General features: G+C 64.6%; 15 protein-coding genes. 9 read left to right on the forward strand and 6 right to left on the reverse strand.

From position 1 onward, the window contains the following. Positions 1-63 precede the first annotated feature (63 nt). A complete protein-coding gene (locus EL249_RS11380; protein WP_005672228.1) occupies positions 64-1,299 on the reverse strand; it encodes a CaiB/BaiF CoA transferase family protein in 1,236 nt (411 codons plus the stop codon). A gap of 104 nt (positions 1,300-1,403) precedes the next feature. Then, the gene (locus EL249_RS11385) at positions 1,404-2,591 is read right to left on the reverse strand and encodes an acyl-CoA dehydrogenase (protein WP_005672226.1); all 1,188 of its coding nucleotides are present in this window, start codon (positions 2,589-2,591) and stop codon (positions 1,404-1,406) included. A 138-nt stretch (positions 2,592-2,729) separates the two neighbouring features. Between EL249_RS11385 and EL249_RS11390 the strand changes: the two genes are divergently transcribed. Together EL249_RS11390 and EL249_RS11395 are read left to right on the forward strand one after the other, a co-directional pair. Then, positions 2,730-3,623, forward strand: a complete 894-nt coding sequence (locus EL249_RS11390) for a LysR family transcriptional regulator (RefSeq protein ID WP_005672224.1) — start codon at positions 2,730-2,732, stop codon at positions 3,621-3,623. 62 nt (positions 3,624-3,685) lie between these two features. Then, positions 3,686-5,287, forward strand: coding sequence for a protein adenylyltransferase SelO (locus EL249_RS11395; protein ID WP_040530506.1), 1,602 nt, complete (start codon positions 3,686-3,688; stop codon positions 5,285-5,287). A gap of 127 nt (positions 5,288-5,414) precedes the next feature. Here the strand turns inward: EL249_RS11395 and EL249_RS11405 are convergent, their stop codons facing one another. Genes EL249_RS11405 through polA form a run of 3 tightly spaced genes read right to left on the reverse strand, consistent with a single transcriptional unit; the run spans position 5,415 to position 10,780 of the window. Beyond that, a complete protein-coding gene (locus EL249_RS11405) occupies positions 5,415-6,944 on the reverse strand; it encodes an ATP-binding protein (protein ID WP_005672222.1) in 1,530 nt (509 codons plus the stop codon). 6 nt (positions 6,945-6,950) lie between these two features. Further along, positions 6,951-7,808: a hypothetical protein gene (locus EL249_RS11410; protein ID WP_126348225.1), complete on the reverse strand. Its 858-nt coding sequence runs from the start codon at positions 7,806-7,808 to the stop codon at positions 6,951-6,953. A gap of 38 nt (positions 7,809-7,846) precedes the next feature. Beyond that, positions 7,847-10,780 (reverse strand): DNA polymerase I, encoded by a 2,934-nt coding sequence (polA, locus tag EL249_RS11415; RefSeq protein ID WP_005672219.1) that lies wholly within the window; start codon positions 10,778-10,780, stop codon positions 7,847-7,849. Positions 10,781-10,937: 157 nt separating this feature from the next. Here polA and EL249_RS11420 point away from each other — a divergent pair, with 157 nt between their 5' ends. The 7 genes from EL249_RS11420 (at position 10,938) to EL249_RS11450 (ending at position 20,656) form a co-directional block, all read left to right on the forward strand. After that, on the forward strand, positions 10,938-11,687 hold the full coding sequence (locus EL249_RS11420; protein WP_005672217.1) for an LOG family protein: 750 nt from the start codon (positions 10,938-10,940) through the stop codon (positions 11,685-11,687). Positions 11,688-11,784: 97 nt separating this feature from the next. Then, entirely contained in the window at positions 11,785-12,738 is a 954-nt protein-coding gene (locus tag EL249_RS11425; RefSeq protein ID WP_005672216.1) for a homoserine kinase, read from the forward strand. A gap of 1 nt (position 12,739) precedes the next feature. Then, positions 12,740-13,660 (forward strand): hypothetical protein, encoded by a 921-nt coding sequence (locus tag EL249_RS11430; protein ID WP_005672214.1) that lies wholly within the window; start codon positions 12,740-12,742, stop codon positions 13,658-13,660. A 621-nt stretch (positions 13,661-14,281) separates the two neighbouring features. Next, a complete protein-coding gene (locus EL249_RS11435; RefSeq protein ID WP_126348227.1) occupies positions 14,282-14,464 on the forward strand; it encodes a hypothetical protein in 183 nt (60 codons plus the stop codon). A gap of 159 nt (positions 14,465-14,623) precedes the next feature. Further along, positions 14,624-15,013, forward strand: a complete 390-nt coding sequence (locus EL249_RS11440) for a hypothetical protein (RefSeq protein ID WP_126348229.1) — start codon at positions 14,624-14,626, stop codon at positions 15,011-15,013. Further along, positions 14,968-17,424, forward strand: coding sequence for a hypothetical protein (locus tag EL249_RS11445; RefSeq protein WP_005672209.1), 2,457 nt, complete (start codon positions 14,968-14,970; stop codon positions 17,422-17,424). The genes EL249_RS11440 and EL249_RS11445 overlap by 46 nt, the downstream gene beginning before the upstream one ends. 256 nt (positions 17,425-17,680) lie before the next feature. Then, a complete protein-coding gene (locus tag EL249_RS11450; RefSeq protein ID WP_040529609.1) occupies positions 17,681-20,656 on the forward strand; it encodes a hypothetical protein in 2,976 nt (991 codons plus the stop codon). A gap of 22 nt (positions 20,657-20,678) precedes the next feature. Here EL249_RS11450 and EL249_RS11455 read toward each other — a convergent pair whose 3' ends face one another. Further along, positions 20,679-23,105 carry a UvrD-helicase domain-containing protein gene (locus tag EL249_RS11455; protein WP_005672205.1) on the reverse strand — a complete coding sequence of 809 codons (2,427 nt, stop codon included), beginning with the start codon at positions 23,103-23,105 and terminating at the stop codon, positions 20,679-20,681. Positions 23,106-23,111 lie beyond the last annotated feature (6 nt).

Consider the following 23,111-nt stretch of genomic DNA (forward strand, 5'->3'; position numbering starts at 1 on the left):
TCAGTGTCCTGGCGCCGTTTTATGGCGTTCGGCGCCAAGGCAACCCACGGCAGCGCAGGGGCCCTACACCACCCCCCGCTCCCGCAGCCCCGCAATGCCTGCCGCATCCACCCCCAGATCGGCCAGGATCTCGTCGGTGTGTTCACCCACCAGAGGAGGCGCACGGCGGTACTCCACCGGGGTCTTCGACAGTCGGATCGGGCTGGCCACCAGCGGCACCTCGCCGGCCTCGGGGTGCGGCAACGTCACGGCCAGACCGCGCGCCTGCACCTGCGGGTCGGCAAACACCTCGGCCAGACCATTGATGGGACCGCAGGGCACGGCACGGGCCTCCAGCTGCCCAATCCACTCAGCCGTGGTGCGGGTTGCCGTGATCTCGTTCAACAGCGGGATGAGTTCGGCGCGGTTTTCCACCCGCGCACGGTTGGTGGCAAAGCGCACATCGGCCGCCAGTTCAGGCCTTCCAGCCACCTCGCAGAAGCGGGCAAACTGACCGTCGTTGCCGATGGCCAGGATCATGTGGCCATCCGCCGTGGGGAAATCCTGATACGGAACGATGCTGGGGTGCGCATTGCCCATCCGGCGCGGGCTGTTGCCGGTCGCCAGATAGTTCATGGCCTGGTTGGCCAGACAGGCCACCTGCACGTCCAGCAGCGCCATGTCGATGTACTGTCCCTCACCGCTTTGCTCGCGCCAGGCCAGCGCCGCCAGCACGGCATTGGTGGCATACAGGCCGGTCAGGATGTCGGTCAACGCCACGCCCACTTTCATGGGACCGGCGCCCGGTTCTCCATCCGGCCGGCCGGTGATGCTCATCAACCCGCCCAGGCCCTGGATCAGGAAATCATAGCCAGCGCGTGGCGCATAGGGACCATCCTGCCCGAAGCCGGTGATGGAGCAATACACCAGCCGCGGATTGACGGCCTTCAGGCTGTCGTAGTCCAGTCCGTACTGTTTCAGGCCGCCCAGCTTGAAGTTCTCCAGCACCACGTCGGACTTCGCCGCCAGCCGACGCACGATGTCCTGGCCTTCCGGCTGGGTGATATCGACCGTAATGGAGCGCTTGTTCCGGTTGGCGCACAGATAATAGGCAGCCACCGAAGTATCTTGCCCCTGATCATCCTTGATCCATGGCGGCCCCCAGCCTCGGGTATCGTCGCCGGGCCCCGGGCGCTCGACCTTGATGACATCCGCCCCCAGGTCAGCCAGAATCTGCCCCGCCCACGGACCAGCCAGAATGCGCGACAGGTCCAGCACGCGAATGTGTGACAGCGCGCCCGCCATGATCAGTCTCCTCATGTTTTTTGGTTCTTGCCGCACACTCCCAACAAGGCCGTGCGGCCGGCCGAAAGAACCGACGACCCGTCATCCGGACCGAGTCGCCTCTGGCATGCCAGGGTCGATCAGTTGGCAAACGCTGCAATGCCGGTGATGGCCCTGCCCAGGATCAGCGCATGGATGTCATGCGTGCCCTCGTAGGTGTTGACCACCTCGAGGTTCACCAGATGACGCGCCACCGGGTATTCGTCGGAGATGCCGTTGCCCCCCAGCATGTCGCGCGCCATCCGGGCAATGTCCAGCGCCTTGCCGCAGGAATTGCGCTTGACGATGGAGGTGACTTCCACCGGCGCAATGCCCTCATCCTTCATGCGGCCCACACGCAGCACGGCCTGAAGGCCCAGCGAGATCTCGGTCGCCATGTCGGCCAGCTTCTTCTGGATGAGCTGGTTGGCCGCCAGCGGCCGGTTGAACTGCTTGCGGTCCAGCGTGTACTGGCGGGCGGCCTCATAGCAGGCCTCGGCAGCCCCCAGCGCGCCCCAGGCAATGCCATAGCGGGCGGAGTTCAGGCAGGTGAACGGACCTTTCAGGCCACGCACCTCGGGGAAGGCATTCTCTTCAGGCACGAACACCTCGTCCATCACGATCTCGCCGGTGATGGAGGCACGCAGACCCACCTTGCCGTGGATGGCCGGTGCCGACAGCCCCTTCCAGCCCTTCTCCAGGATGAAGCCGCGGATCTGGCCTTCGTCATCCTTGGCCCAGACCACAAAGACATCGGCGATGGGACTGTTGGTGATCCAGGTCTTGGCCCCCGACAGGCTGTAGCCACCCTCGACCTTGCGGGCGCGCGTCACCATGCTGCCCGGGTCGGAGCCATGGTTGGGCTCGGTCAGACCAAAGCAGCCGATCAGCTCACCCGTGGCCAGCTTGGGCAGATACTTCTGCTTCTGCTCTTCGGTGCCGAAAGCCTCGATGGGCACCATCACCAGCGAGCCCTGCACGCTCATCATCGAGCGGTAGCCGGAATCGACCCGCTCGACCTCGCGGGCGATCAGCCCGTAACAGACATAGTTGAGCCCAGCGCCACCGTATTCCTCGGCGATGGTGGGGCCCAGCAGGCCCAGCTCCCCCATCTCGCGGAAGATGCTCACATCGGTCTTCTCATGGCGGAAAGCCTCCTGCACACGCGGCAGCAGCTTGTCCTGGCAGTAGGCACGGGCGCTGTCCTGCACCATGCGCTCGGTATCGGAAAGCTGCGCATCCAGCAGCAGCGGGTCAGCCCAGTTGAAGGGGGCGCGATGGGAAGCCATGGGTCGTCTCCTTTTCATTATTCCTTGCGCGCATTCTAGCGACCCACAAAAGCCACCTCAAACGACATTTATGCAGTAACCTGTGCGATTCAGGAACTCCGAGATCGTTCGCCCCAGCCTCAAGCCCCCAACCCCATCATGCGCAAGAAGATCCCCAGCACCCACGCCCTGCTTGCCTTCGAGTCCGCGGCCCGCCACGAAAGCTTCACGCGGGCGGCCGAGGAACTGGCGCTGACCCAGAGCGCCGTCTGCCGACAGATCAACGCGCTGGAGGACTACCTGGGCGTGCCGCTCTTTCGGCGCACCCGGCGGGGTGTACAGCTGACCGAGGCCGGACAGGACTACAGCCGGCAGATCGGCCCCCGGCTGGACGCCCTGGAGCAGGACACCCTGGCCGTGATGTCGCAGCACGGCACCGGCAGCACGCTGGACCTGGCTGTCGTGCCTACCTTCGCCACCCGCTGGCTGCTGCCACGCCTGGGCCGTTTCCAGGCCCGCCAGCCCGAGGTGATCGTGAACCTGCACACCCAGACACGTCCCTTCCTGTTCGACCAGACCGGCTTCGACGCCGCCATCTACTTCGGCGATGCCGGCTGGCCGGGCACCGAGGCACATTTCCTGATGCACGAATACCCGGTGCCGGTATGCAGCCCCACCCTGCCCGGCGTGCAGCTGCACATGACGCCCGAGGCCATTGCCGAGCTGCCGCTGCTGCAGCAAAGCACCCGTCCCTACGCCTGGCGACAGTGGTTTGCCGCCGCCGGCGTGACCACCCCCCGCGCCATGACCGGCATGCGGCTGGAGCTGTTCTCGATGCTGGCCCAGGCCGCCATCGAACGGCTGGGCGTGGCACTGATCCCGCCCTTCCTGATCCAGCAGGAGCTGGCCAACGGCAGCCTGATCAGCCCCTGCCCCCAGAGCATGCCCAGCTCACGCGCCTATTATCTGATCGTGCCCGAACACAAGGCCGAACGGCCGGCCCTGACGTGCTTTCGGGAGTGGCTGGTGGGTGAGGCCAAAGAAAACGCATGAACAGCAAGCGCTCAGGACCCTTTGAAGATTCAACCTCTGTCCGAATGAAGATCTCCGCCCGCATGAAACCCACGACCCTGCACTGGAACCTGTCCCACAGCTATCGCTCGCTGCCCCAGGCCTTCTTCTCGGACGCTCAGCCCGCCCGCTTCCCCAAGCCCCAGGTTCTGCTCTTCAACCAGTCCCTGGCCCGCGAGCTGGGGCTGCTGCCCACAGAAGACGCCACTGCGACCGATGCCGGCGCCGGTGCCGATGCCAGTGCAGCCGCCCATCCGGCAACGCCGACACCATGGTCGGATGGCAGCCCCTTGATGGCGGAGGCCGCCGACTTTTTCTCGGGCAACCGATTCCCCGAGGGGTCCTTGCCACTGTCGCAAGCCTATGCGGGCCATCAGTTCGGGCATTTTGCGATGCTGGGTGACGGGCGGGCCACCCTGATCGGCGAGCAGATCACGCCGGATGGGCAACGCATCGACATCCAGCTGAAAGGCAACGGGCAAACGCCCTATTCACGCCAGGGTGACGGCAAGGCGGCGCTGGGACCAATGTTGCGCGAATACCTGATCAGCGAAGCGATGCACGCGCTGCACATCCCGACGACGCGCAGTCTGGCGGTCGTCACCACGGGTGACCGCGTCCATCGCCGCGGCCCAAAAACCGGGGCCGTGCTGACCCGAACCGCCCAGAGCCATATCCGGGTCGCCACCTTCCAGTATGCTGCGGCCCTGCGCGACGTCGCCGCACTGAAGGCGCTTGCCGACTACACCATCGAACGGCACTTTCCGGACATCCGCACCGAAACCGCTGCGGATCCGAAGCTCACCCCCTACCGGCTGATGCTGCGCCGGGTCATCGCACGCCAGGTCGCCCTGGTGGCGCAGTGGCAATCAGTGAGCTTCATCCACGGCGTGATGAACACCGACAACATGGCCATTACCGGTGAGACGATCGACTACGGCCCCTGCGCCTTCATGGACACCTATGATCCAGATACCGTGTTCAGCTCGATCGACCATCAAGGCCGCTACCGCTACAGCAACCAGCCCCCTATCGCACACTGGAACCTGACCCGGCTGGCCGAGACCCTGCTGCCGCTCTTCAGTGACGATCAGGACGAAGCCGTCGACATGGCCAAGGAGGAACTGAACGCCTTCGCCAGCCAGTTCGAGGCCTGCTACACCCGACACATGTGCCAGAAGCTGGGTCTCTTCACCCCGCAGGATGCAGAAGTGCCCGCCAGCGACCAGCTGCTGGCCGTCGACCTGCTGCAGCTGATGCTGAATCACGAAGCCGACTACACCAACACCTTCGTGCGCCTCACGCTGGCCATGGACGGCCAGGAGGGCCACGATCTGGATGGCACCGACCCCCTGTTTTCCAGCGAGGCCTTTGCCGCCTGGAAAACCCGCTGGCATGCGCGGCTTGATGAGCAGGCACAGAGCCAACAGGAAACCGCCGCACGGATGAAATCAGCCAACCCGTTCGTCATCCCCCGCAACGCCCTTGTCGAAGCCGCCCTGGAAGCCGCCGAAGCACGCGACATGCAGCCCTTCAACGCACTGCTATCCGTCCTGCAGCGCCCATTCGACCCCGAATCAAATATTCGGGCCTATCAGAAGGTTCCGAAGGACAGCCGGGAATACATGACTTTCTGCGGAACCTGAGGCCACGCACGAACGGCGCTGACGTCAGACACGGGGCGCAGCAAAACGCGGCCGCAGCACAAACGCATTCTGCGAGCCAATAGCCAGAACGAGACTGAGCCCGGCGCTGAAGCCGGCCAGGATGGCGTCATTCATTGCCCATTCTGGACAGACGTGCCTTGCCTTTCTCGGTCAGTCGATACTTCTGCAGGCGACTGTTCGGTTTTTCCGGCAAGGTATAGGCCACCTCGTCGGCAGCAATCAGTCGGCGCATCGACTCATCCAGGTATCGATTGGGTCGGGTACGCCCCAAGGCCTTGGCGATCTCGATCTTGGACAGCGGGGCACCTTCCTTCAGGACATGTAGAACCCGCCAGCTCACAGAAGGCCCATCTTCTGACTCTACCCCTGACTCTACCCCTGACTCTACCCCTGACTCTACCCCTGACTCTACCCCTGACTCTACCCCTGACTCTACCCCTGACTCTACCCCTGACTCTACCCCTGACTTCGCTGGGGTCTTCATCAGTCGATTCTGGCCAATGAACACGGTGATCCGCAAGTGCATGCCGATCTCTTCGATCACCGGCTCGGGCAAGCCAAGCTCGCTGGCCTCCCGGAACATCCGACGCACGCCACTGCCCCATTGTTCGATGAGGCCCAACTCACGAAATACCCGGGCAATGACGCGATTGCGCAGGTTGGAAACCCCCTGGCGCATTTCCTCGATGGTCATACCCGGCACCAGGATGCCCGGACTCTCAACTTCGATCCGATCATCGAAGAAGGCCACCCGTATCGGTGCACCAGGGTGCGAATAATCGGCATGAACCAAGGCGTTGGTGACGGCTTCACGCAGTATCAGCAACGGGATGCTCCAGACATCCTGACGCCGGACGTTCGAGAAATCCGCACCGCGTATGGCATGCTTTTTCAGAAACAGCATGACCTGCTCGACACAATCAGGCAGGCTTGCATGGATCTCGGCATGATCGAATATATGCGCCTTGTCGACACCGATGAACCGGCCACACTGCACCCAGGCATCTGGGAAATAGGCGCCTCGATCCTTCCCGAACAGCAGCATGCCGCCCTTGCTGGGTACCAACCTGCCTTGGTCACGCACCAGGACACGCAGGCTCAGCAACGCCTGCTCATCCAGCTTTCGCCGATCACTGAACAGACGCTGTGCTGCCTGGATGTCCAGATCATCCGGCCCCAGGTCCGGCATCGGCATTTCGTCGAACACGATGCCTTCGGAGGTACGCCGCAACTCGGCTGCCAGCGCTGATCCCGCCTGTCGATTGCTGGACCCTAGGCGAACATAAACGCCGTCTGGCTGCCCTTCCGACTTGAGGTAATAAGGCCGATTGCTACCCGGAAAGACCTCCACGGCCAGGATGCTCCTGTCCTGCCAGCTCAGTATTTCCACATTGGGCACCAGCCGGGGGGCGATGGCATCACCGATCAGATTGTCCAGCCGCTCCTCATCATCCAGCGGCTGCTCCAGACCGATCACCGTCCGGTCATCTGCCACACCGATCAGCACGACTCCTCCGGCCGAGTTGGCAAAGGCCACCAATGTCTTCAGCAGGTTCCGGGGTGATGAAAGGTCACGCTTGAACTCCAGCGTCTTGCCTTCCGGCTGTGTCAGCAGATGTTCGATAAAGGAATTCATGCCTTGTCACCTCTTTTCTTCACGCCCCTGCTCACAAGACTGAAAAACGCCCTTTCGCTTCAAGAGATGAACACAGGCGTGAATACTTGCCAGATAGTAATAAAAAATCCAACTTAAGAAAACATCCTTGTCATAATCTGTTTTCTGATCTATATTATGATGTCTAATACCAAATCTGTTCGCAATCTCGAAAAGATCCCTCTCATCTTCTTTATGAAGAATCTTTTCTTGAGATTTTTTAATCAAGAACTCCAAGACATCCGCCAACTCCCTAACCGCATTCTTTCTGTTTTGAAAAGAACCCGCCTCCTTGTCGCGCATCCTGAAAAGCAATTTTGCCGCCAAAACCCTCTTCCCAACATTATTTTTATCCGGATGATTGATGTCAGCATCAAATAACGACTCCAAACCCTCGGGAACCAAGGACAAAACATCGCCAGTCTCGGATAGCTCAAACCCATCGCAATACCGACGCAAAACTTCTCTCATTCTCGATATAAAATACTCTCTTCCGGCCTCTCCGTCATAATCACCACAAAAAAAACCATTTGAGTCGTAAACCGGCCTAGAAACATGATTGAACAAGTATTCAATAATGTCGAATAAGTCACCATCAGACACATAACCGCTCATGTCACCAAGCGGCCAAAGTCCCTTCTTTCCAAGACTGGCAAAAACACGAAATGACGGATCAAGACCATGCTCCCCCACGCCATCGTTTGAATCACCCCCGAAATACTGATCTAGGTAGCCACAACGCTTCAGCTCTTGAACCTCGTAGCTGAACAGCTCCTTTAGTTCATCAAACCCAATACTTCGCGCTCTTCCAGACGCCCTTTCGGAATAGAATTTATGCTTACCCATGATCTACGATCCCCGCCCGAAATCAAACGATCAGACGCTCAATGCGCCTGCTCCCAGTTCTCTCCCACGCCCACTTCGGCCAGCAGCGGCACCGAAAGCTGGGCCACGCCGGCCATGCGGGCCGGCAGGTCGGTCTTCAGGCGTTCCACCTCGGCGTCGGGCACTTCCAGCACCAGTTCGTCGTGCACCTGCATCACCAGGCGGGCGCCCAGGTTCTCGCGTCGCAGCCAGGCGTGCACGTCGATCATTGCCAGCTTGATGAGGTCGGCGGCCGTGCCCTGCATGGGGGCGTTGATGGCGGCGCGCTCGGCCATCTGGCGGCGGCCCATGTTGGATGATCCGATCTCGGGCAGCCACAGCCGGCGACCGAACACGGTCTCGACGTAGCCCTGCTCGCGGGCCTGGGCGCGGGTACGCTCCATGTAGGCGGCCACGCCAGGATAACGCGCGAAGTAGCGGTCGATGTAGGCCTGTGCCGCACCACGCTCGATGCCCAGGTTGGCCGCCAGGCCGAAGGCGCTCATGCCGTAGATGAGGCCGAAGTTGATCACCTTGGCATAGCGGCGCTGCTCGCTGTTGACTTCCGCAATCGGCACGCCGAAGACTTCGGATGCGGTGGCGCGGTGCACGTCCTCGCCGTCGGCGAAGGCCTTCAGCAGCCCGGCATCCTGCGAGATGTGGGCCATGATGCGCAGCTCGATCTGCGAGTAGTCGGCCGACATCATCTGGTGACCGGGCGGCGCAATGAAGGCTTCGCGGATGCGTCGCCCTTCCGGGGTGCGCACCGGGATGTTCTGCAGGTTCGGGTCGCTGGAGGCCAGCCGGCCGGTGATGGCCACGGCCTGTGAATAGGTGGTGTGCACACGCCCGGTCTTCGGGTCGACCATCTCCGGCAGCTTGTCGGTGTAGGTGGACTTCAACTTGGCAAGGCCTCGCCACTGCAGCAGCACCTTGGGCAGCGGGTAGTCCAGCGCCAGCTTCTCCAGCACGCTCTCGTCGGTGGACGGCTTGCCGGCCGGGGTCTTCTTCACCACCGGCAGCCCCAGCCGCTCGAAGAGGATCTCGCCCAGCTGCTTGGTGGAGCCCAGGTTGAAGGGCTGGCCCGCCAGTTCGTGCGCCTGCCTTTCCAGCTCCTGCAGCTGTTCGGCCAGCTGCTGCGACTGGGCACGCAGCCGGTCACGGTCCAGCAGCACGCCGTGGCGCTCCATGTCATAGAGCACCTGCAGCGTGGGCATCTCGATGTTGCGGTAGATGTGGCGCAGCCGTTCGCTGGCCTCGATGGCCGGCCACAGCGTGCGGTGCAGCTGCAGCGTCACGTCAGCGTCCTCGGCCGCATAGGGGGTGGCCACGTCCAGCGCCACCTGGTCAAAGCCGATGGCCTTGGCGCCCTTGCCCGCCACTTCCTCGTAGGTGATGGTGGTGCGATTCAGGTGGCGTCCGGCCAGCGCGTCCATGCCGTGGGTGCGGTGCGCCTCCAGCACGTAGGACTCCAGCATCGTGTCATCGACCACGCCGCGCAGCGTGATGCCGTGGTTGGCCAGCACGTGCATGTCGTACTTGATGTTCTGGCCCACCTTCTGCTGCGCATCGCTTTCCAGCCAGGGCTTCAGCACCGCCAACACCTCGTCCAGCGGCAGCTGTTCGGGCACGCCCGCATAGTTGTGCCCCACCGGGATGTAGCAGCCCTGCCAGGGCGTGACGGCCAGCGAGATGCCCACCAGTCGCGCCGCATGCGGATCCTTCGATGTGGTCTCGGTGTCGATGGCCACCCGGTCGGCCGCCTGCACGCGCGCCAGCCACGCATCCAGCGCCGCGCACGTGGTCACCGTCTCGGCCTGCAGCTCGCCTGCCGGCGGCGCTTCCAGCACGATGCCGTCACGTGTGAAGTGGCCAATGCCGCCGGGCAGCGCTTCCAGCCCCGCAGTACCATCACCGGCCGCACCACGCCCTGCCCGGCCGCCTGCCGCGCCGGCCGATACCTGTCCCGACGTGCCCTGCCCGGCCGAAGCCCCCTCACCCGCAGCAGCGCCTGTCGTATCCGCACCGTGGCCCATGCCAGCCCCCGCCTCGCGTCGCTGCCGATCGGCCACCAGCCGGCGTGCGAAGGTGCGCAGCTCCCAGCGATCGAACAGTCCCAGCAGCGCCTCCTCGTCCTCGGGACGCAGCTTGAGCGTCTCCACGCCGCCCACCCAGGCGCTCAAGTCGGCGTCACGCAGCACCGTCACCAGCTCGCGGCCGCGCGGCAGCCAGTCGCGCGCTGCGCGCAGGTTCTCGCCCACCTTGCCCTTGATCTCGTCGGCATGCTGCAGGATGGCATCCAGCGAGCCGTATTCATTCAGCCACTTGGCGGCCGTCTTGGGCCCCACCTTGTCCACGCCCGGCACGTTGTCCACCGCATCGCCGGTCAGCGTCAGGAAATCGATGATCTGCCCCGGATCGACGCCGAACTTGTCGCGCACGCCGGCGGCGTCCATCACCGTGGGCGGCACGCCGTCGCGGGTCATCGTGTTGACCAGCAGGGTCTCGTCATCGACCAGCTGCGCCAGGTCCTTGTCGCCGGTGGAGATGACGGTGCGCATGCCGGCGGCACGCGCGCGGGTGGCCAGCGTGCCGATCACGTCATCGGCCTCGATGCCCGGCACCACCAGCAGCGGCCAGCCCAGCGCCTGCGTCAGTTCATGGATGGGCGCGATCTGCGCCACCAGCGCCTCGGGCGTCTGGCTGCGATTGGCCTTGTAGTACTCGTACAGGTCGTCGCGGAAGGTGCGCCCCGGCGCATCGAAGATCACAGCGCCCAGCGTGGCACCGCCGTGCAGCCGGGTGTCGTCGCGCAACCGACGCAGCATGCCGACCATCCCATGGATGGCGCCGGTCGGCTCGCCCGCCTTGTTGCGCAGGTCCGGCAGGGCATGATAGGCGCGAAACAGGTAGCTGGAGCCATCGACCAGCAGCAGGGTCTGGGTGTCGGTCATCGGGAAACGTCGGTCTGACGGAAACAGGGCCGCACCCGGGGGTCAAAGCCGGCCGCTCGGCCGGAGTCTGATACGCTCGGAACCAGCAAAGACAGCCACGCCTGCCTCCGGAACCGCCCGGTACGGAGAGAAAAGCAGCAAAAAGAACCCGGGACCCATGGTCAAGAACATCCTGAAAGCAATCCCCAATACCCCCAAGCTGAGCAACATGATGCCCAGCGAGCGAGCGACCGCCATCAAGGCAAGAGAGTCCTGGCACGTGCTGGGCATTATCGCAGAGTTCGTCGAGGCCACCGAGGCGCTCGCGGACATCCGCCCGGCCGTCTCGATCTTCGGCAGCGCCCGCATCAAGCCCGACCACCGCTGGTACAAGGAAACCGAGACGCTGGCGCGCAAGCTCTCCGACGCGGGCTTCGCCGTCATCTCGGGCGGCGGCCCGGGGCTGATGGAAGCCGCCAACAAGGGGGCCTTTGCCGGCGCCTCGGCATCGGTGGGCCTCAACATGGAGCTGCCCAACGAACAGCACGACAACCCCTATCAGGACGTGTCCCTGCACTTCCGGCACTTCTTCCCGCGCAAGGTGGCCTTTGCCAAGTACGCCGCTGCCTTCGTGGCCGCGCCCGGCGGCTGGGGCACGCTGGACGAGCTGATGGAAGTGCTCACGCTGATCCAGACCCGGGTGGGACGGCGCATTCCGGTCATTCTGGTGGGCTCGACCTTCTGGAAGGGCCTGCTGGACTGGATGAACGACACGCTGGTGGCCCATGGCACCGTCTCGGCCGCCGACATGGAGCTGATCCGCGTCATCGACGACCCGGACGAGGTGGTCAACGCCATCTTCGACTTCTACCAGCAGCGCGGCTTCTATGCCACCAGCGAGGAACGCCAGCTGAACCTGCAGCTCTGACCCGTCGGACCCGACCGACACCGCCCGACCGAACCGACGGGGCATTCCGTCACACGGTTAGAATCGGCGCATCCCCACCCCACCCCGGATCCGCCCCATGGCCGTCTTCACCGTCGTCTCCGATCAGCAGCTCAAGGACTGGCTGGCCCAGTACGATGCCGGCGAGCTGCTGGCCATCGAACCCATCGCCTCGGGCATCGAGAACACCAACTACTTCGTCGACACGGCCAAGGGCCGCTGGGTCCTCACCCTGGTCGAGCGGCTGCCTGTCGAGCAGCTGCCCTTCCACCTGGAACTGATGCAACATCTGGCCCGCCGCGGCATTCCCTGCCCGGCCCCACTGGCCAACCGCCAGGGGCAGCTGTTCAGCATGCTCAACGGCAAGCCCGCCACGCTGGTCACGCGGCTGACCGGCAAGTCGGTGGTGGACACCACACCGGAACACTGTCAGGCCATGGGCGCACTGCTGGCCCGCATGCACCTGGCGGCTGCCGACTTCGGACCGGCCCCGGCCAACGTGCGCGGCCCGGGCTGGTGGCCCCAGGCCATCAAGGAACTGCGTCCGAAGCTTGCGCCCGCCCAGCTGGCCCTGGCCGAGGACGAGCTGGCTGCCCAGCAGGCCTGGATGGCCACGTCCGAATGGCAGGATCTGCCCGCCTCGGCTGTTCATGCCGACTGCTTCCGCGACAACGTGCTCTTCACCACGCCGTCCAACCCCGGCGTCATCGACTTCTACTTCGCCTGCCACGGCACCTGGCTGTTCGACCTGGCCGTGGTCTGCAATGACTGGTGCCTGTCGGCCGACGACGCCCATCTGGACCCGGCGCGCACCGAGGCCCTGCTGGCCGGCTACCGCAGCGTGCGCCCCCTGCAGGACATCGAGCGCCGGGGCTGGACCATGGCCCTGCGGGCCGCAGCCCTGCGTTTCTGGCTGTCGCGCCTCTACGACCTGCTGCTGCCCCGGGAGGCCGCCATGCTGCAGCCCAAGGATCCCACCCATTTCGAGCGGATCCTGACCGATCGCCGCACGCTTTCGGGAGCGCTGCACTGACATGGCCGGACAGACGACATCCAGCGGCATCCAGGTCCACCGCGTACCCGCCAGCCATGGCTGGTACTGGCTCAAGCGCGGCTTCGGCCTGCTGGGGCGGGCCCCCCTGCCCCTGCTGCTGCTCATGCTGATGCTGATCACGGCCAGCAACCTGTTCGGAATCCTGGGCATTCTCGGCCTGGTGCTGGCCAAGCTGGTGGTGCCGGTGCTGCTGGTGGGCTACCTGGCCACCCTGCGGGAGCTGGCACCGCCCGGCAGCGACACGCCCTTGGCCGCGCAGAGCGCCGCCATGCCAGAACCCGGCACGCGTCCCTTCACGCAGATCTTCAACGCCCGCGTCTTCTTCGGCTGGGCGCAGGGCAACCGCCGGGCGCTGCTGACCGTGGCCCAGCTGGGCCTGCTCAGCCTGGCCATCGACACGGGTGCTGCCTGGCTGTCGGGCTACCAGGATGCCGTGGCGGCCATGTTCGAGACGCTGAGCCAGATGCCGGCCAACAAGGTTCCCGACGCCGAGACCATGAGCAACCTCATCATGCCGGTGTTCCAGTCGATGATGACGATGGCCGTCATCACCGTGCCCTGCTACCTGCTGCTGTGGTATGCGCCCATCTTTGCCGGCCTGCACGGGCTTCCGCTGCTCAAGTCGGTGGTGTTCTCGGCCGTGGCCGTGGGGCGCAACGCCCTGGCCTTCGTCTGCCACGCGCTCTGCCTGCTGGTCTTCCTGATCAGCGTGGCCCTGGTGACGCAGGTACTGAGCGGTGCCCCGGCCCTGCCCTTTGCCTCGCCCATCTTCCTGCTGGTCCTGCCGGTGGTGTTTTCCGTCATTGCCTGTGCCCTGTGGGCCTGCTACCTGGACACCGTGGAAGTGGTCGGGCAAAACAGCCTTCCCCCACGGCTTCAGGACGAGACCGACCGGAGCTGAACCGCCTTCGGCCCCGCGTCATCATCCCTGCCTGAAACAGCGCCCCGACGCCCGGCCGGACAGGCCGCGGGCGTCGTGTGCGACGCGTCACGGCCACATCCGGTCGCGAGGCCGCCCATCGCGCCCCCTCGGCCAATCGGCCGACAGCCCCTACCGCCGATTCCTGAAGACACACATCATGCAGCGTGCAGATAACTCCGGCACGATGCCCGATGTCGCCATCGCGCCGGTCAACGGACTTCCTTTCCTGAAAGACCGCCCCGATGACCAAGCAATCGACCGACATGACCCAACCCGTGCCGACGCGCACCGCGTCGGTACAGGCACACCCGACAGCGGCCAAGCACCATGCCCACGGCATGCTGGCGCTGACGGGCGACGAGGCTGCCGACGGCAAGCAGCTGGCTGCCGCTGGCGTGGCTGAGATTGCCCGGCGCCATGAGCGCAACGAAGACGATGACGACGATGCCGCATGGCTGCCCACCGGCGATGAAGCAGCCACAGCCACCGATGCCCTGGGCGGCACGGCATCCGTCACCGGCGGATCTTCCATGACGGGCGCAGCAGCCGAAGCTGCGGCAGGCGCATCGTCTGTCACCGCTGCTGGCGCCGGGACCGGCGGTGCAAGCGTGGCCGGTGCAGGCGTTGCTGGCGCTGGTTTTGCTGGTGCTGGTACTGGCGCTGCCGGCGCAGGCGCCGCGGGCGTGGGAGTTGCCGGTGCAGGGGCTGCTGGTGTTGGAGCTGCGGGCGCAGGCGCTGCGGCAGGTGCGGGAGCTGCTGGTATGGCCTCAGGCACCCTGCTGACGGCAGGTGCCGTCCTGGGCACCGTGGCCCTTGCTGCCGCCCTGGGTGGCGGCGGTGGTAGTGGTGGCGGCTCTTCGAATTCGACTGGATCGGCCCCCCTCGCCTCTGGCGCTGGGCGGCAGCAAGGATCGGTTGCTGACGGTAACGCACAAGGAAACCGTGGCAGCGAACAAACAGCCAGCGGTGCAGGCGCAGGTTCGGGCGCTGATGCTGGTGCAGCTTCCGGCTCTGCTTCGGGCTCGGGTGCAGGCGCTGGCGGCATCGGCGCTGGTAGTAATGCGGGCGCCGCGAACGGTTCTGGTGCTGCGGGAGGTTCCAACGCTGCAGGCGGCTCCGGTGCCGCAAGTGGTGCCGACGCTGCGGGTGGCACCGGTGCTGCAGGTGGTTCCAATGCCGCTGGTGGTGCCGCGGGTTCTGGCAACGCGGGCGGCTCTGGGGCGACTGGAGGTATCGGTGGTGCTGGTGCTTCCGGCAATGCAGGTGGCGCGGGTGGCTCCGGCAATGTGGGGGGCGCTGGCGCTGCCGATCCGGCCAATACCCGCTCTCTGAACTATGGCGCCAACGAGAACAAGGCCATCGGCGCTAACGTCTTCAATAGCAACAACACCAATGAAACTCCGGCGTTCATCCGCATCACCGCCATCCGCGGCAAGAACGCTGGCAGTTCCCACGGCCTGATGACCCTGGAAAACGGTGAGGAGATCGTCGTCGGCCAGGTCATCTCCCGCGCCGATTTCGAGCGGATCTTCTGGAATGCCTCCAAGAGCGACGGCTCCTTCAGCTTCGTTCCCGTGCAGGATGCCCAGGGCACCACTGCACCGAATACTGTCGAGCAGACTGTCGTCATCAAGACCCCCGACCCCCTTGCCCCCGGCAGCAACCCGGGCACCTCTTCCGGTGAAGGCGGTAACACTGGCCATGAGGCAAGTTCCCAGACAGGTGCAGGCTCTGGCACGGGTTCCAGCACGGGTAACGGTGCCAACACGGGCGCCAACGCAGGCACCGGCACGGCAAATAACGGTACGGATCCGAACAACACGACCGGCCAGCAGTCCGGAAACGACAAGGGTGACGGTACCGCCCAGAACACGGGTTCGCCTTCCGGTGCGGGTGAAACGTCCAACCAAAGCGCCAGCAGCGGCGACGGCACCACGCCCGCAGGCGGCAAACCGGGCGCAGAGGGTTCAGGCTCGGAGAACAAGCCCGTGACGGGCTCGGGCAATGACTCGACCTCGGGTTCTGCTTCGGACTCCGGCTCGGCCGGCGGCTCCGACTCGACCTCAGGCTCGGACCGCAATAAAGGGAGCGGCTCCGATAAAGGTGGTTCCACCCCCAGCGAAGGACAGAGTAGCCAGGCCAGCAACGGCCAGGCGCCTTCTCAGAATGCAGGTGGCCAAGGCAGCGAAAGCCAGCCACCCGCTCAGACTCCGGGCAGCCAGGGCAGCCAGGGCAGCAGCGACCAGACGACTTCCCCGACTCAGGGCAGCCCGAGCGGTGAGCAGACGCCTGCTCAGAATACTGCTGGCCAAGGCAGCGAAAGCCAGCCACCCGCTCAGACTCCGAGCGGCCAGGGCAGCAGCGAGCAGACGACTTCCCCGACTCAGGGCAGCCCGAGCGGTGAGCAGACGCCTGCTCAAAATACCGCTGGCCAGGGCAGCGAAAGCCAGCCACCCGCTCAGACTCCGGGCAGCCAGGGCAGCAGCGAGCAGACGACCTCCCCGACTCAGGGCAGCTCGAGCGGTGAGCAGACGCCTCCCCAGAATGCGGGCGGCGGCTCGGACACGGGCACCCCGGGCGCGGGCGAGAGCACACAAACGGGGGGCGCCCAAACTGGCGGTGCCCAAACCGGTACCAGCGAGACCGAAAGCAGCGGTACCGGCGACAACGGCAAGCAAACCAGCGATGGCAAGCAAACCAGCGACGGCGGGCAGAATGGTGCCGCTGATGGTGATGCCAAGCACGAAGGTGACGGCACCAAGGGTGACGGCACCAAGGGCGAAGACGGCGAGCAGGGCAAGAACGGCGAGGATACGGTATCTCCGAGCAATCCGCCGGCTACTACGCCGCCCCCCACTCCGCCGGACTACGCCCCGAACCAGTCGGTCCAGCAGGCCATCCACGCCAACAACAAGCCTGTCGGCGCGAGCATCTTCAACGGTACCAACCCGGCGCACGCACCTTCCTTCGTGAAGATCACGGCAGTTCTGGACAAGGATGGCGGAGAAGTCTCGGATGCCATGACCCTGGGCAAAGAGGGCGAGGCCATCACCACCGACCAGGTGATCAGCAAGGAGCAGTTCGACAACGTTTTCCTGGATGCGCTGAAAGCGCCGGGTGGTTCGTTCAAGTTCATTCCGGTGATGGACAGCGAGGGCACGGAGATGCCAGGGGCCACCGAACAGACCGTCTCCATCGGCTTCGACTACGTGCACCACTTCCAGAGTGAGCCTTTCCGGGAGGGGTACGAGGGTGAAGATAGATTCTCGTACTACAGGATCCACAGTCTCACGGAACACCAGGACACCAACGGCACACTGGACGGCATGTTCAAGCTGGACGGCGGCGAGCGTACGACGCTCAAGTTGGGTGACCTGATCCGGCCCGAGGATTTCGACAAGCTGTACTGGGACTATTCGTCCAACAACGGCGGACGATTCACGCTTGTCGGAGTGGATGCTTCAGGACGAGACCTAACCGATGAGAAAAATCAAAACATGGTCCTGGAGGAGGTTGCCAAGACCCGAACCGGAAGATTGCCTCCCGACGAGCCCGGTGGTGAAGAGACCGACGTTGAAGACAGCGAAGACAGCAATGACATCGCTGGTCACTCGGCAGCCCTGCACCCCGAGTCCTTCACGGATGCAGCGTCGGCCTTCCACGGGTCCTCTCACCTCTCGGTCAATGGCCAGAGCACGCTGGACAACCTGCTTGAACATCAGGTGAGCCACGGAATACTCTGATTCAGCGCCACACATGCCGTGAAAGCTGCCAAGGGTGCCGAGGGACACGTCCCCGGCACCCTTTTCTTATCAGTGCCTTGAATGGGCTTCCCAGAAAGAACACAACGGCCGCCCGTCCAGTCACGCCATCCGGCCGCGTATCTGCCAGTTTTTCTTTCGACTACAAATCATCTATATAAGTATCAATGAAGAATGCGCCCTTGTACGCCTCTCACGCATGGCCGCCCTTCGTCCCTTTTTCTCCTGAGATCGATCGATGACTCCCCAGACCGGTAGCCATCCTGGCAACGCCCTCACCCCTCACAATATCCTGCGGCGCGAAGTCCTGCGGCATGCACGTGCAGCCTACCGTCACGCCAAGGAGAGTGTTCCTGCCGACGAGACGCCGGAACATCTGAAGCTTGCGCAGGCATCGACACCCGAAGCCCAGGAGGATGACGACGATGACAAGGCGGCACTCTGGCTGCCATCCGGTACTGGCGCTGGTGCTGCGACTGAAGCTGCTGCCATGACTGAAGCCGGCGCAGCTGCCAGCACGGCTGGCGCCATCGGCACGACGGCTGCAACCGGGTCGGCGCTGCTTGGCCCCAACATTCTGGGTGCTTTCGCCGTGGCCGCCGGTGCCAACCTGCAGGACAATGGCCCCCTGCACAATATCTCGGCACGCAACCGCCTCTCCACCGGGCACGACAGCAGCCGTGAGGACGCGAACGCAGGTACCGAAGGACAATCATCGGTCGCTGCCCCCTCTACGGACACGGCCCCGCTGGCAACCGGAACCGCACCGACAGCCCCTTCCCGGCCCACGAACGAAGGCACGCAGGCTGAGGCATCCAGAACGCCCGCTGTAGCCGACGCAGCAGCTGCAGCCTCCACGGAACCCGCCGCACCATCCGCGCCAGACACCCCCACCGCGGATGCGTCGAAACCTGCGGAAGGGAGTGACGGAAACGCGTTGCCACAGGTCAAGCCGCTGCCCGCCTACAGCGAAAATGCATCGGTTTCCTACGCGCACGGTGAAAACAAGGCCCTGGGAGCGACTGTCTTCAGCGGCTCCAACGATGAGACGGCTCCCGCCTTCGTGCGCATCACGGCCATCCAGGGCAAGGATGGCGAGGCTGCCGCCGGCACGATGAGCCTGCTGGGCGGCAACGCCATCGTCCCCAATCAGGTCATCTCCCGCGCCGATTTTGACAAGGTGGTGTGGGACGCCTCGAAGAGCGAGGGTGGTTCGTTCAGCTTCGTCCCGGTTCAGGATGCGCAGGGTACGGCTCTGCCGGGCGCGCTCGAGCAGACCGTCACCATTCACGAGGCCCCTGCGCTGCCCACCTACGAGGCCGACATGTCCGTGGCCTATACGTATAACCAGAGCAAGGCGGTCGGCGCTGACATCTTCAACGGCACGGACAGCGCCACCGCACCATCTTTCGTGCGCATCACGGCCATTCAGGGCAAGGACGGCGAGGCTGCTGCCAACACGATGAGCCTGAAGGACGGTGACGCCCTCACGGCCGGCAGCGTGGTTTCCCGTGCCGATTTCGACAAGGTGGTCTGGGACGCTTCTAAGAACGAGGGCGGCTCATTCAAGTTCATTCCGGTGCAGGATGCCCAGGGCACGGCCCTGCCGGGTGCTGTCGAGCAGACCGTCAGCATCAACGAGGCTAGGCCGCTGTACCACATCGCTGCCGAGAACTTTGATCTGTTGGACGCGTACCCTCATCTGGTAAACGAGCACCCAGCCTACGTCCAGGTGACCAATATCGTCGAAGCAAACGACACCAATGGCATCCTTGATGCCCTGGTCCTCGGAGAAGACGGCGGCACCGTGCTGAAAGTGGGCGACATCATCCGAGCAGAGGACTTCGGCCGGGTGTACTGGAACTATGCGTCAAACGACGGCGGGAAGGTCTTTCTCGCCACCTACAACGCCGAAGGACGACTGATCGATCCGGGACGGTACTTCATGGAGCTGGAGCCTTCGTGGAAAACACCAGCCGAGGCCCCCGCGCTGCCCACCTACAAGGCCGACGTCTCCCTGGACTACGCCTTCAACGAGAGCAAGGTCGTAGGTGACGGGATCTTCAACGGGACGGACAGTAAAACCGCGCCCGCCTTCGTGCGCATCACGGCCATCCAGGGCAAGGATGGCGAGGCTGCCGCCCACACGATGAGCCTGCAAGGTGGTGACGCCCTCACGGCCGGCAGCGTGGTTGCTCGCGCCGATTTCGACAAGGTGGTCTGGGACGCCTCGAAGAACGAGGGCGGCTCGTTCAAGTTCATTCCGGTACAGGATGCCCAGGGTACGGCCTTGCCAGGCGCCGTCGAGCAGACCGTCACCATTCACGAGGCGCCTGCACTGCCCACCTACCAGGCCGACATGTCCGTGGCCTATACGTATAACCAGAACAAGGCGGTGGGTGCTGACATCTTCAACGGAACGGACAGTGCAACTGCCCCCGCCTTTGTGCGCATCACGGCCATTCAGGGCAAGGACGGCGACGCTGCCGCCAACACGATGAGCCTGAAGGACGGTGACGCCCTCACGGTTGGCAGCGTGGTTTCCCGCGCCGATTTCGACAAGGTGGTCTGGGACGCTTCGAAGAACGAGGGTGGTTCGTTCAAGTTCATCCCGGTGCAGGATGCCCAGGGTACGGTCCTACAGGGCGCCATCGAGCAGACCGTCAGTATCAACGAGGGCAGACCCATCTTCCACATCCCTGCCGAGAACTTTGATCTGGTAGAAAGGTACCCTCATCTGGCAGACGAACACCCAGCCTACGTCAAGGTGACCAACATCGTCGAAACAAACGACACCAATGGCATCCTTGATGCCCTGGTCCTCGGTGAAGACGGCGGCACCGTGCTGAAAAATGGCGACATCATCAGGGCAGAGGACTTCGGACGGGTGTACTGGAACCATGCGTCGAACGATGGCGGCTCTGCCATAGTCACCCCCTACAACGCCAACGACCGGATGATTGATCCGGGACCGTACCCGATGACGTTGACACCTAAAACTCTAGCCCAGAAGTCGCTGCCCGCGCCTCACCACGAGCAGGAGGCCACGGATGCGTCACCCGAGCTGGTGGGTGTGGCACAGCCGGCCATGAATGGCGCCATGCCGCTGGGGGCTCAGGCGCAGCACCCGGGCATGACGCCCCTTGCCATGAGCAGCACCGCCCTGCTGGACAGCCTGCTGGAACAGCACCCGGGCACCACCGGCCTGCTCTGAACGCCGCAGTCCACGTGTGTCGTCAGACCGGCTCCAGCTTGGCCACGGCCAGGGCGAGCCATTTGACGCCGTGCGGCGCCTTGAAGCGGATCTGGATGCGGGCATCGTCACCATTGCCTTCGATGCCCGTGACCACGCCTTCACCAAAGCGCGCATGACGCAGCGACTGGCCGATGTGGTAGCGGCTGTCGCGCCCGGCTCGGGCCTTGCCGCTGGCATCGCCACTGGCCGGGATGCCCGGATCGGCCGGGCGCACCCAGCCGGACTGGCGGTTGCGCTCGTGCACGGCACTGTCCAGACGCGGGCGCCAGTTGCCGCCGCCGTTGCCACTGCCGCTGCCGTAGCCACCTCCGCCGTAGCCGCCACCGCCGTAGTAGCCCCGGCTACCACGATCCGCCCCCAGCCCCAGGCTGCCCTGGGCACTGGCCGAGGGCATTTCGCTCAGCCATTTCAGCGAACGCTCGGGCAGCTCGGACAGGAAGCGGGACTGCATGTTGTAGCGGGTCTGGCCGTGCAGCATCCGGGTCTGGGCCAGTGACAGGTACAGACGCCGACGTGCACGGGTCATCGCCACGTACATCAGCCGGCGCTCCTCTTCCAGCCCGCCAGGATCGGAAGCCGAGTTCTCGTGCGGGAAGAGCCCTTCCTCCAGCCCGGTGACAAACACCGTCTCGAATTCCAGGCCCTTGGCCGCGTGGACGGTCATCAGCTGCACGGCATCCACGCCCTCCTCGGCCTGGCCATCGCCGGATTCCAGCGAGGCATGAGCCAGGAAGGCCGCCAGCGGCGAGACCTGCACCACGGGCGCGGCATCGGCAGGCAGCACGGCGCCATCCGAAGCAGCGGGCAGCGCGGTGCCGGCCGTGGTGCCCGCCAGGCCCACGCTGGCCGGCGTGGCGGCATCAATGCCGCCTTCGGCCTGGAAGGCCAGCGCTGCGTTGACCAGTTCCTTCAGGTTCTCGATGCGCTCCTGCCCCTCGCGTTCCTGCTCGTAGTGGGTCATGAGACCGCTGCGGCCGATCACGTCGTCGATGCTCTCCGACAGCGGCAGGCGGGCGCTGTTCTGGCGCATGAGCTCGATGAGCATGACGAACTGCAGCAGCCGCGAGCCACCCGCGCCGCTCGTCATCGGCACGGCACGGTAGAGGCTGATGCCATGGGTGCGCGCCGTGTCCTGCAGGTTTTCGAGCGTGCGGGCGCCGATGCCGCGCGCCGGGAAGTTCACCACCCGCAGGAAGGCGCCGTCGTCGTCAGGGTTCTCGATCAGCCGCAGGTAGGCCAGGGCGTGCTTGATCTCGGCCCGCTCGAAGAAGCGCAGCCCGCCGTAGACCTTGTAGGGCACCCCGGCCGAGAACAGCGTGTGTTCCAGGATGCGCGACTGGGCGTTGGAGCGGTACAGGATGGCGATCTCGGAACGCGACATGCCATCGGCCACCAGCGCGCGAATCTCCTCCAGCAGCCACTGGGCCTCGTCGCGGTCGGAAAACGCTGCAAAGATGCGCACCGGCTCGCCCTCGCCCGCGTCGGTCCACAGGTCCTTGCCCAGACGGTGCGCGTTCTGGCGGATGAGATGGTTGGCCGAATCCAGGATGTGGGCATGCGAGCGATAGTTCTGCTCCAGCCGGATCAGCTGCGGGCCGGCATAGTCACGCTCGAAGGCGGCCATGTTGCCCACGTTGGCGCCACGGAAGGCATAGATGGACTGGTCGTCGTCGCCCACCGCGAACAGCGAGGCCCCACCACCGGCCAGCAGCGTCAGCCAGCGGTACTGCAGGTCGTTGGTGTCCTGGAACTCGTCGATGAGGATGTGACGGAAGCGCTGCTGGTAGTGCTGGCGCAGCGGCTGGTTGCGCTGCAGCAGCTCGTAGGCACGCAGCAGCAGCTCGGCAAAGTCCACCACGCCCTCGCGCTGGCACTGCTCGTCGTAGGCACCGTACAGCTCGGCCAGCCGACGGCTGTGGCTGTCATGACCGGACACGTCGGCGGCGCGCAGGCCGGCCTCCTTGCTGCCGTTGATGAAGTGCTGCACCGCCTTGGGCTGGAACTGCTGGTCATCGACGTTGAGCCCGCGCAGCAGCCGCTTGATGGCACCCAGCTGGTCGGCGCTGTCCATGATCTGGAAGCTGGCCGGCAGGCCGGCGTCACGATGGTGTGCGCGCAGCAGCCGGTTGCACAGCCCGTGGAAGGTGCCCACCCACATGGCGCGCGGATTGGCCCCCACCAGCATGGTGCTCAGGCGCGCCATCATCTCGCGTGCGGCCTTGTTGGTGAAGGTGACGGCCATGATTTCGGCCGGCGAGCACTGGCCGGTACCGACCAGCCAGGCGATGCGGGTGGTGAGCACGCGGGTCTTGCCGCTGCCGGCGCCCGCGAGGATCAGTGCGTGTCCGCTGGGGACGGTGACAGCAGCCCGTTGCTGTGGGTTGAGATGGGCAAGTAGATCGGCCATGCCGCC

It is taken from the genome of Lautropia mirabilis (assembly GCF_900637555.1).
In the GTDB taxonomy this organism is placed as follows: domain Bacteria; phylum Pseudomonadota; class Gammaproteobacteria; order Burkholderiales; family Burkholderiaceae_E; genus Lautropia; species Lautropia mirabilis.

What these genes read in the sequence shown, in the direction of transcription:
- EL249_RS11380 (WP_005672228.1), bottom strand. Translation starts at nt 1,299, where the DNA reads ATGAGGAGACTGATCATGGCGGGCGCGCTGTCACACATTCGCGTGCTG.
- EL249_RS11385 (WP_005672226.1), bottom strand. Translation starts at nt 2,591, where the DNA reads ATGGCTTCCCATCGCGCCCCCTTCAACTGGGCTGACCCGCTGCTGCTG.
- EL249_RS11390 (WP_005672224.1), top strand. Translation starts at nt 2,730, where the DNA reads ATGCGCAAGAAGATCCCCAGCACCCACGCCCTGCTTGCCTTCGAGTCC.
- EL249_RS11395 (WP_040530506.1), top strand. Translation starts at nt 3,686, where the DNA reads ATGAAACCCACGACCCTGCACTGGAACCTGTCCCACAGCTATCGCTCG.
- EL249_RS11405 (WP_005672222.1), bottom strand. Translation starts at nt 6,944, where the DNA reads ATGAATTCCTTTATCGAACATCTGCTGACACAGCCGGAAGGCAAGACG.
- EL249_RS11410 (WP_126348225.1), bottom strand. Translation starts at nt 7,808, where the DNA reads ATGGGTAAGCATAAATTCTATTCCGAAAGGGCGTCTGGAAGAGCGCGA.
- polA (WP_005672219.1), bottom strand. Translation starts at nt 10,780, where the DNA reads ATGACCGACACCCAGACCCTGCTGCTGGTCGATGGCTCCAGCTACCTG.
- EL249_RS11420 (WP_005672217.1), top strand. Translation starts at nt 10,938, where the DNA reads ATGGTCAAGAACATCCTGAAAGCAATCCCCAATACCCCCAAGCTGAGC.
- EL249_RS11425 (WP_005672216.1), top strand. Translation starts at nt 11,785, where the DNA reads ATGGCCGTCTTCACCGTCGTCTCCGATCAGCAGCTCAAGGACTGGCTG.
- EL249_RS11430 (WP_005672214.1), top strand. Translation starts at nt 12,740, where the DNA reads ATGGCCGGACAGACGACATCCAGCGGCATCCAGGTCCACCGCGTACCC.
- EL249_RS11450 (WP_040529609.1), top strand. Translation starts at nt 17,681, where the DNA reads ATGACTCCCCAGACCGGTAGCCATCCTGGCAACGCCCTCACCCCTCAC.
- EL249_RS11455 (WP_005672205.1), bottom strand. Translation starts at nt 23,105, where the DNA reads ATGGCCGATCTACTTGCCCATCTCAACCCACAGCAACGGGCTGCTGTC.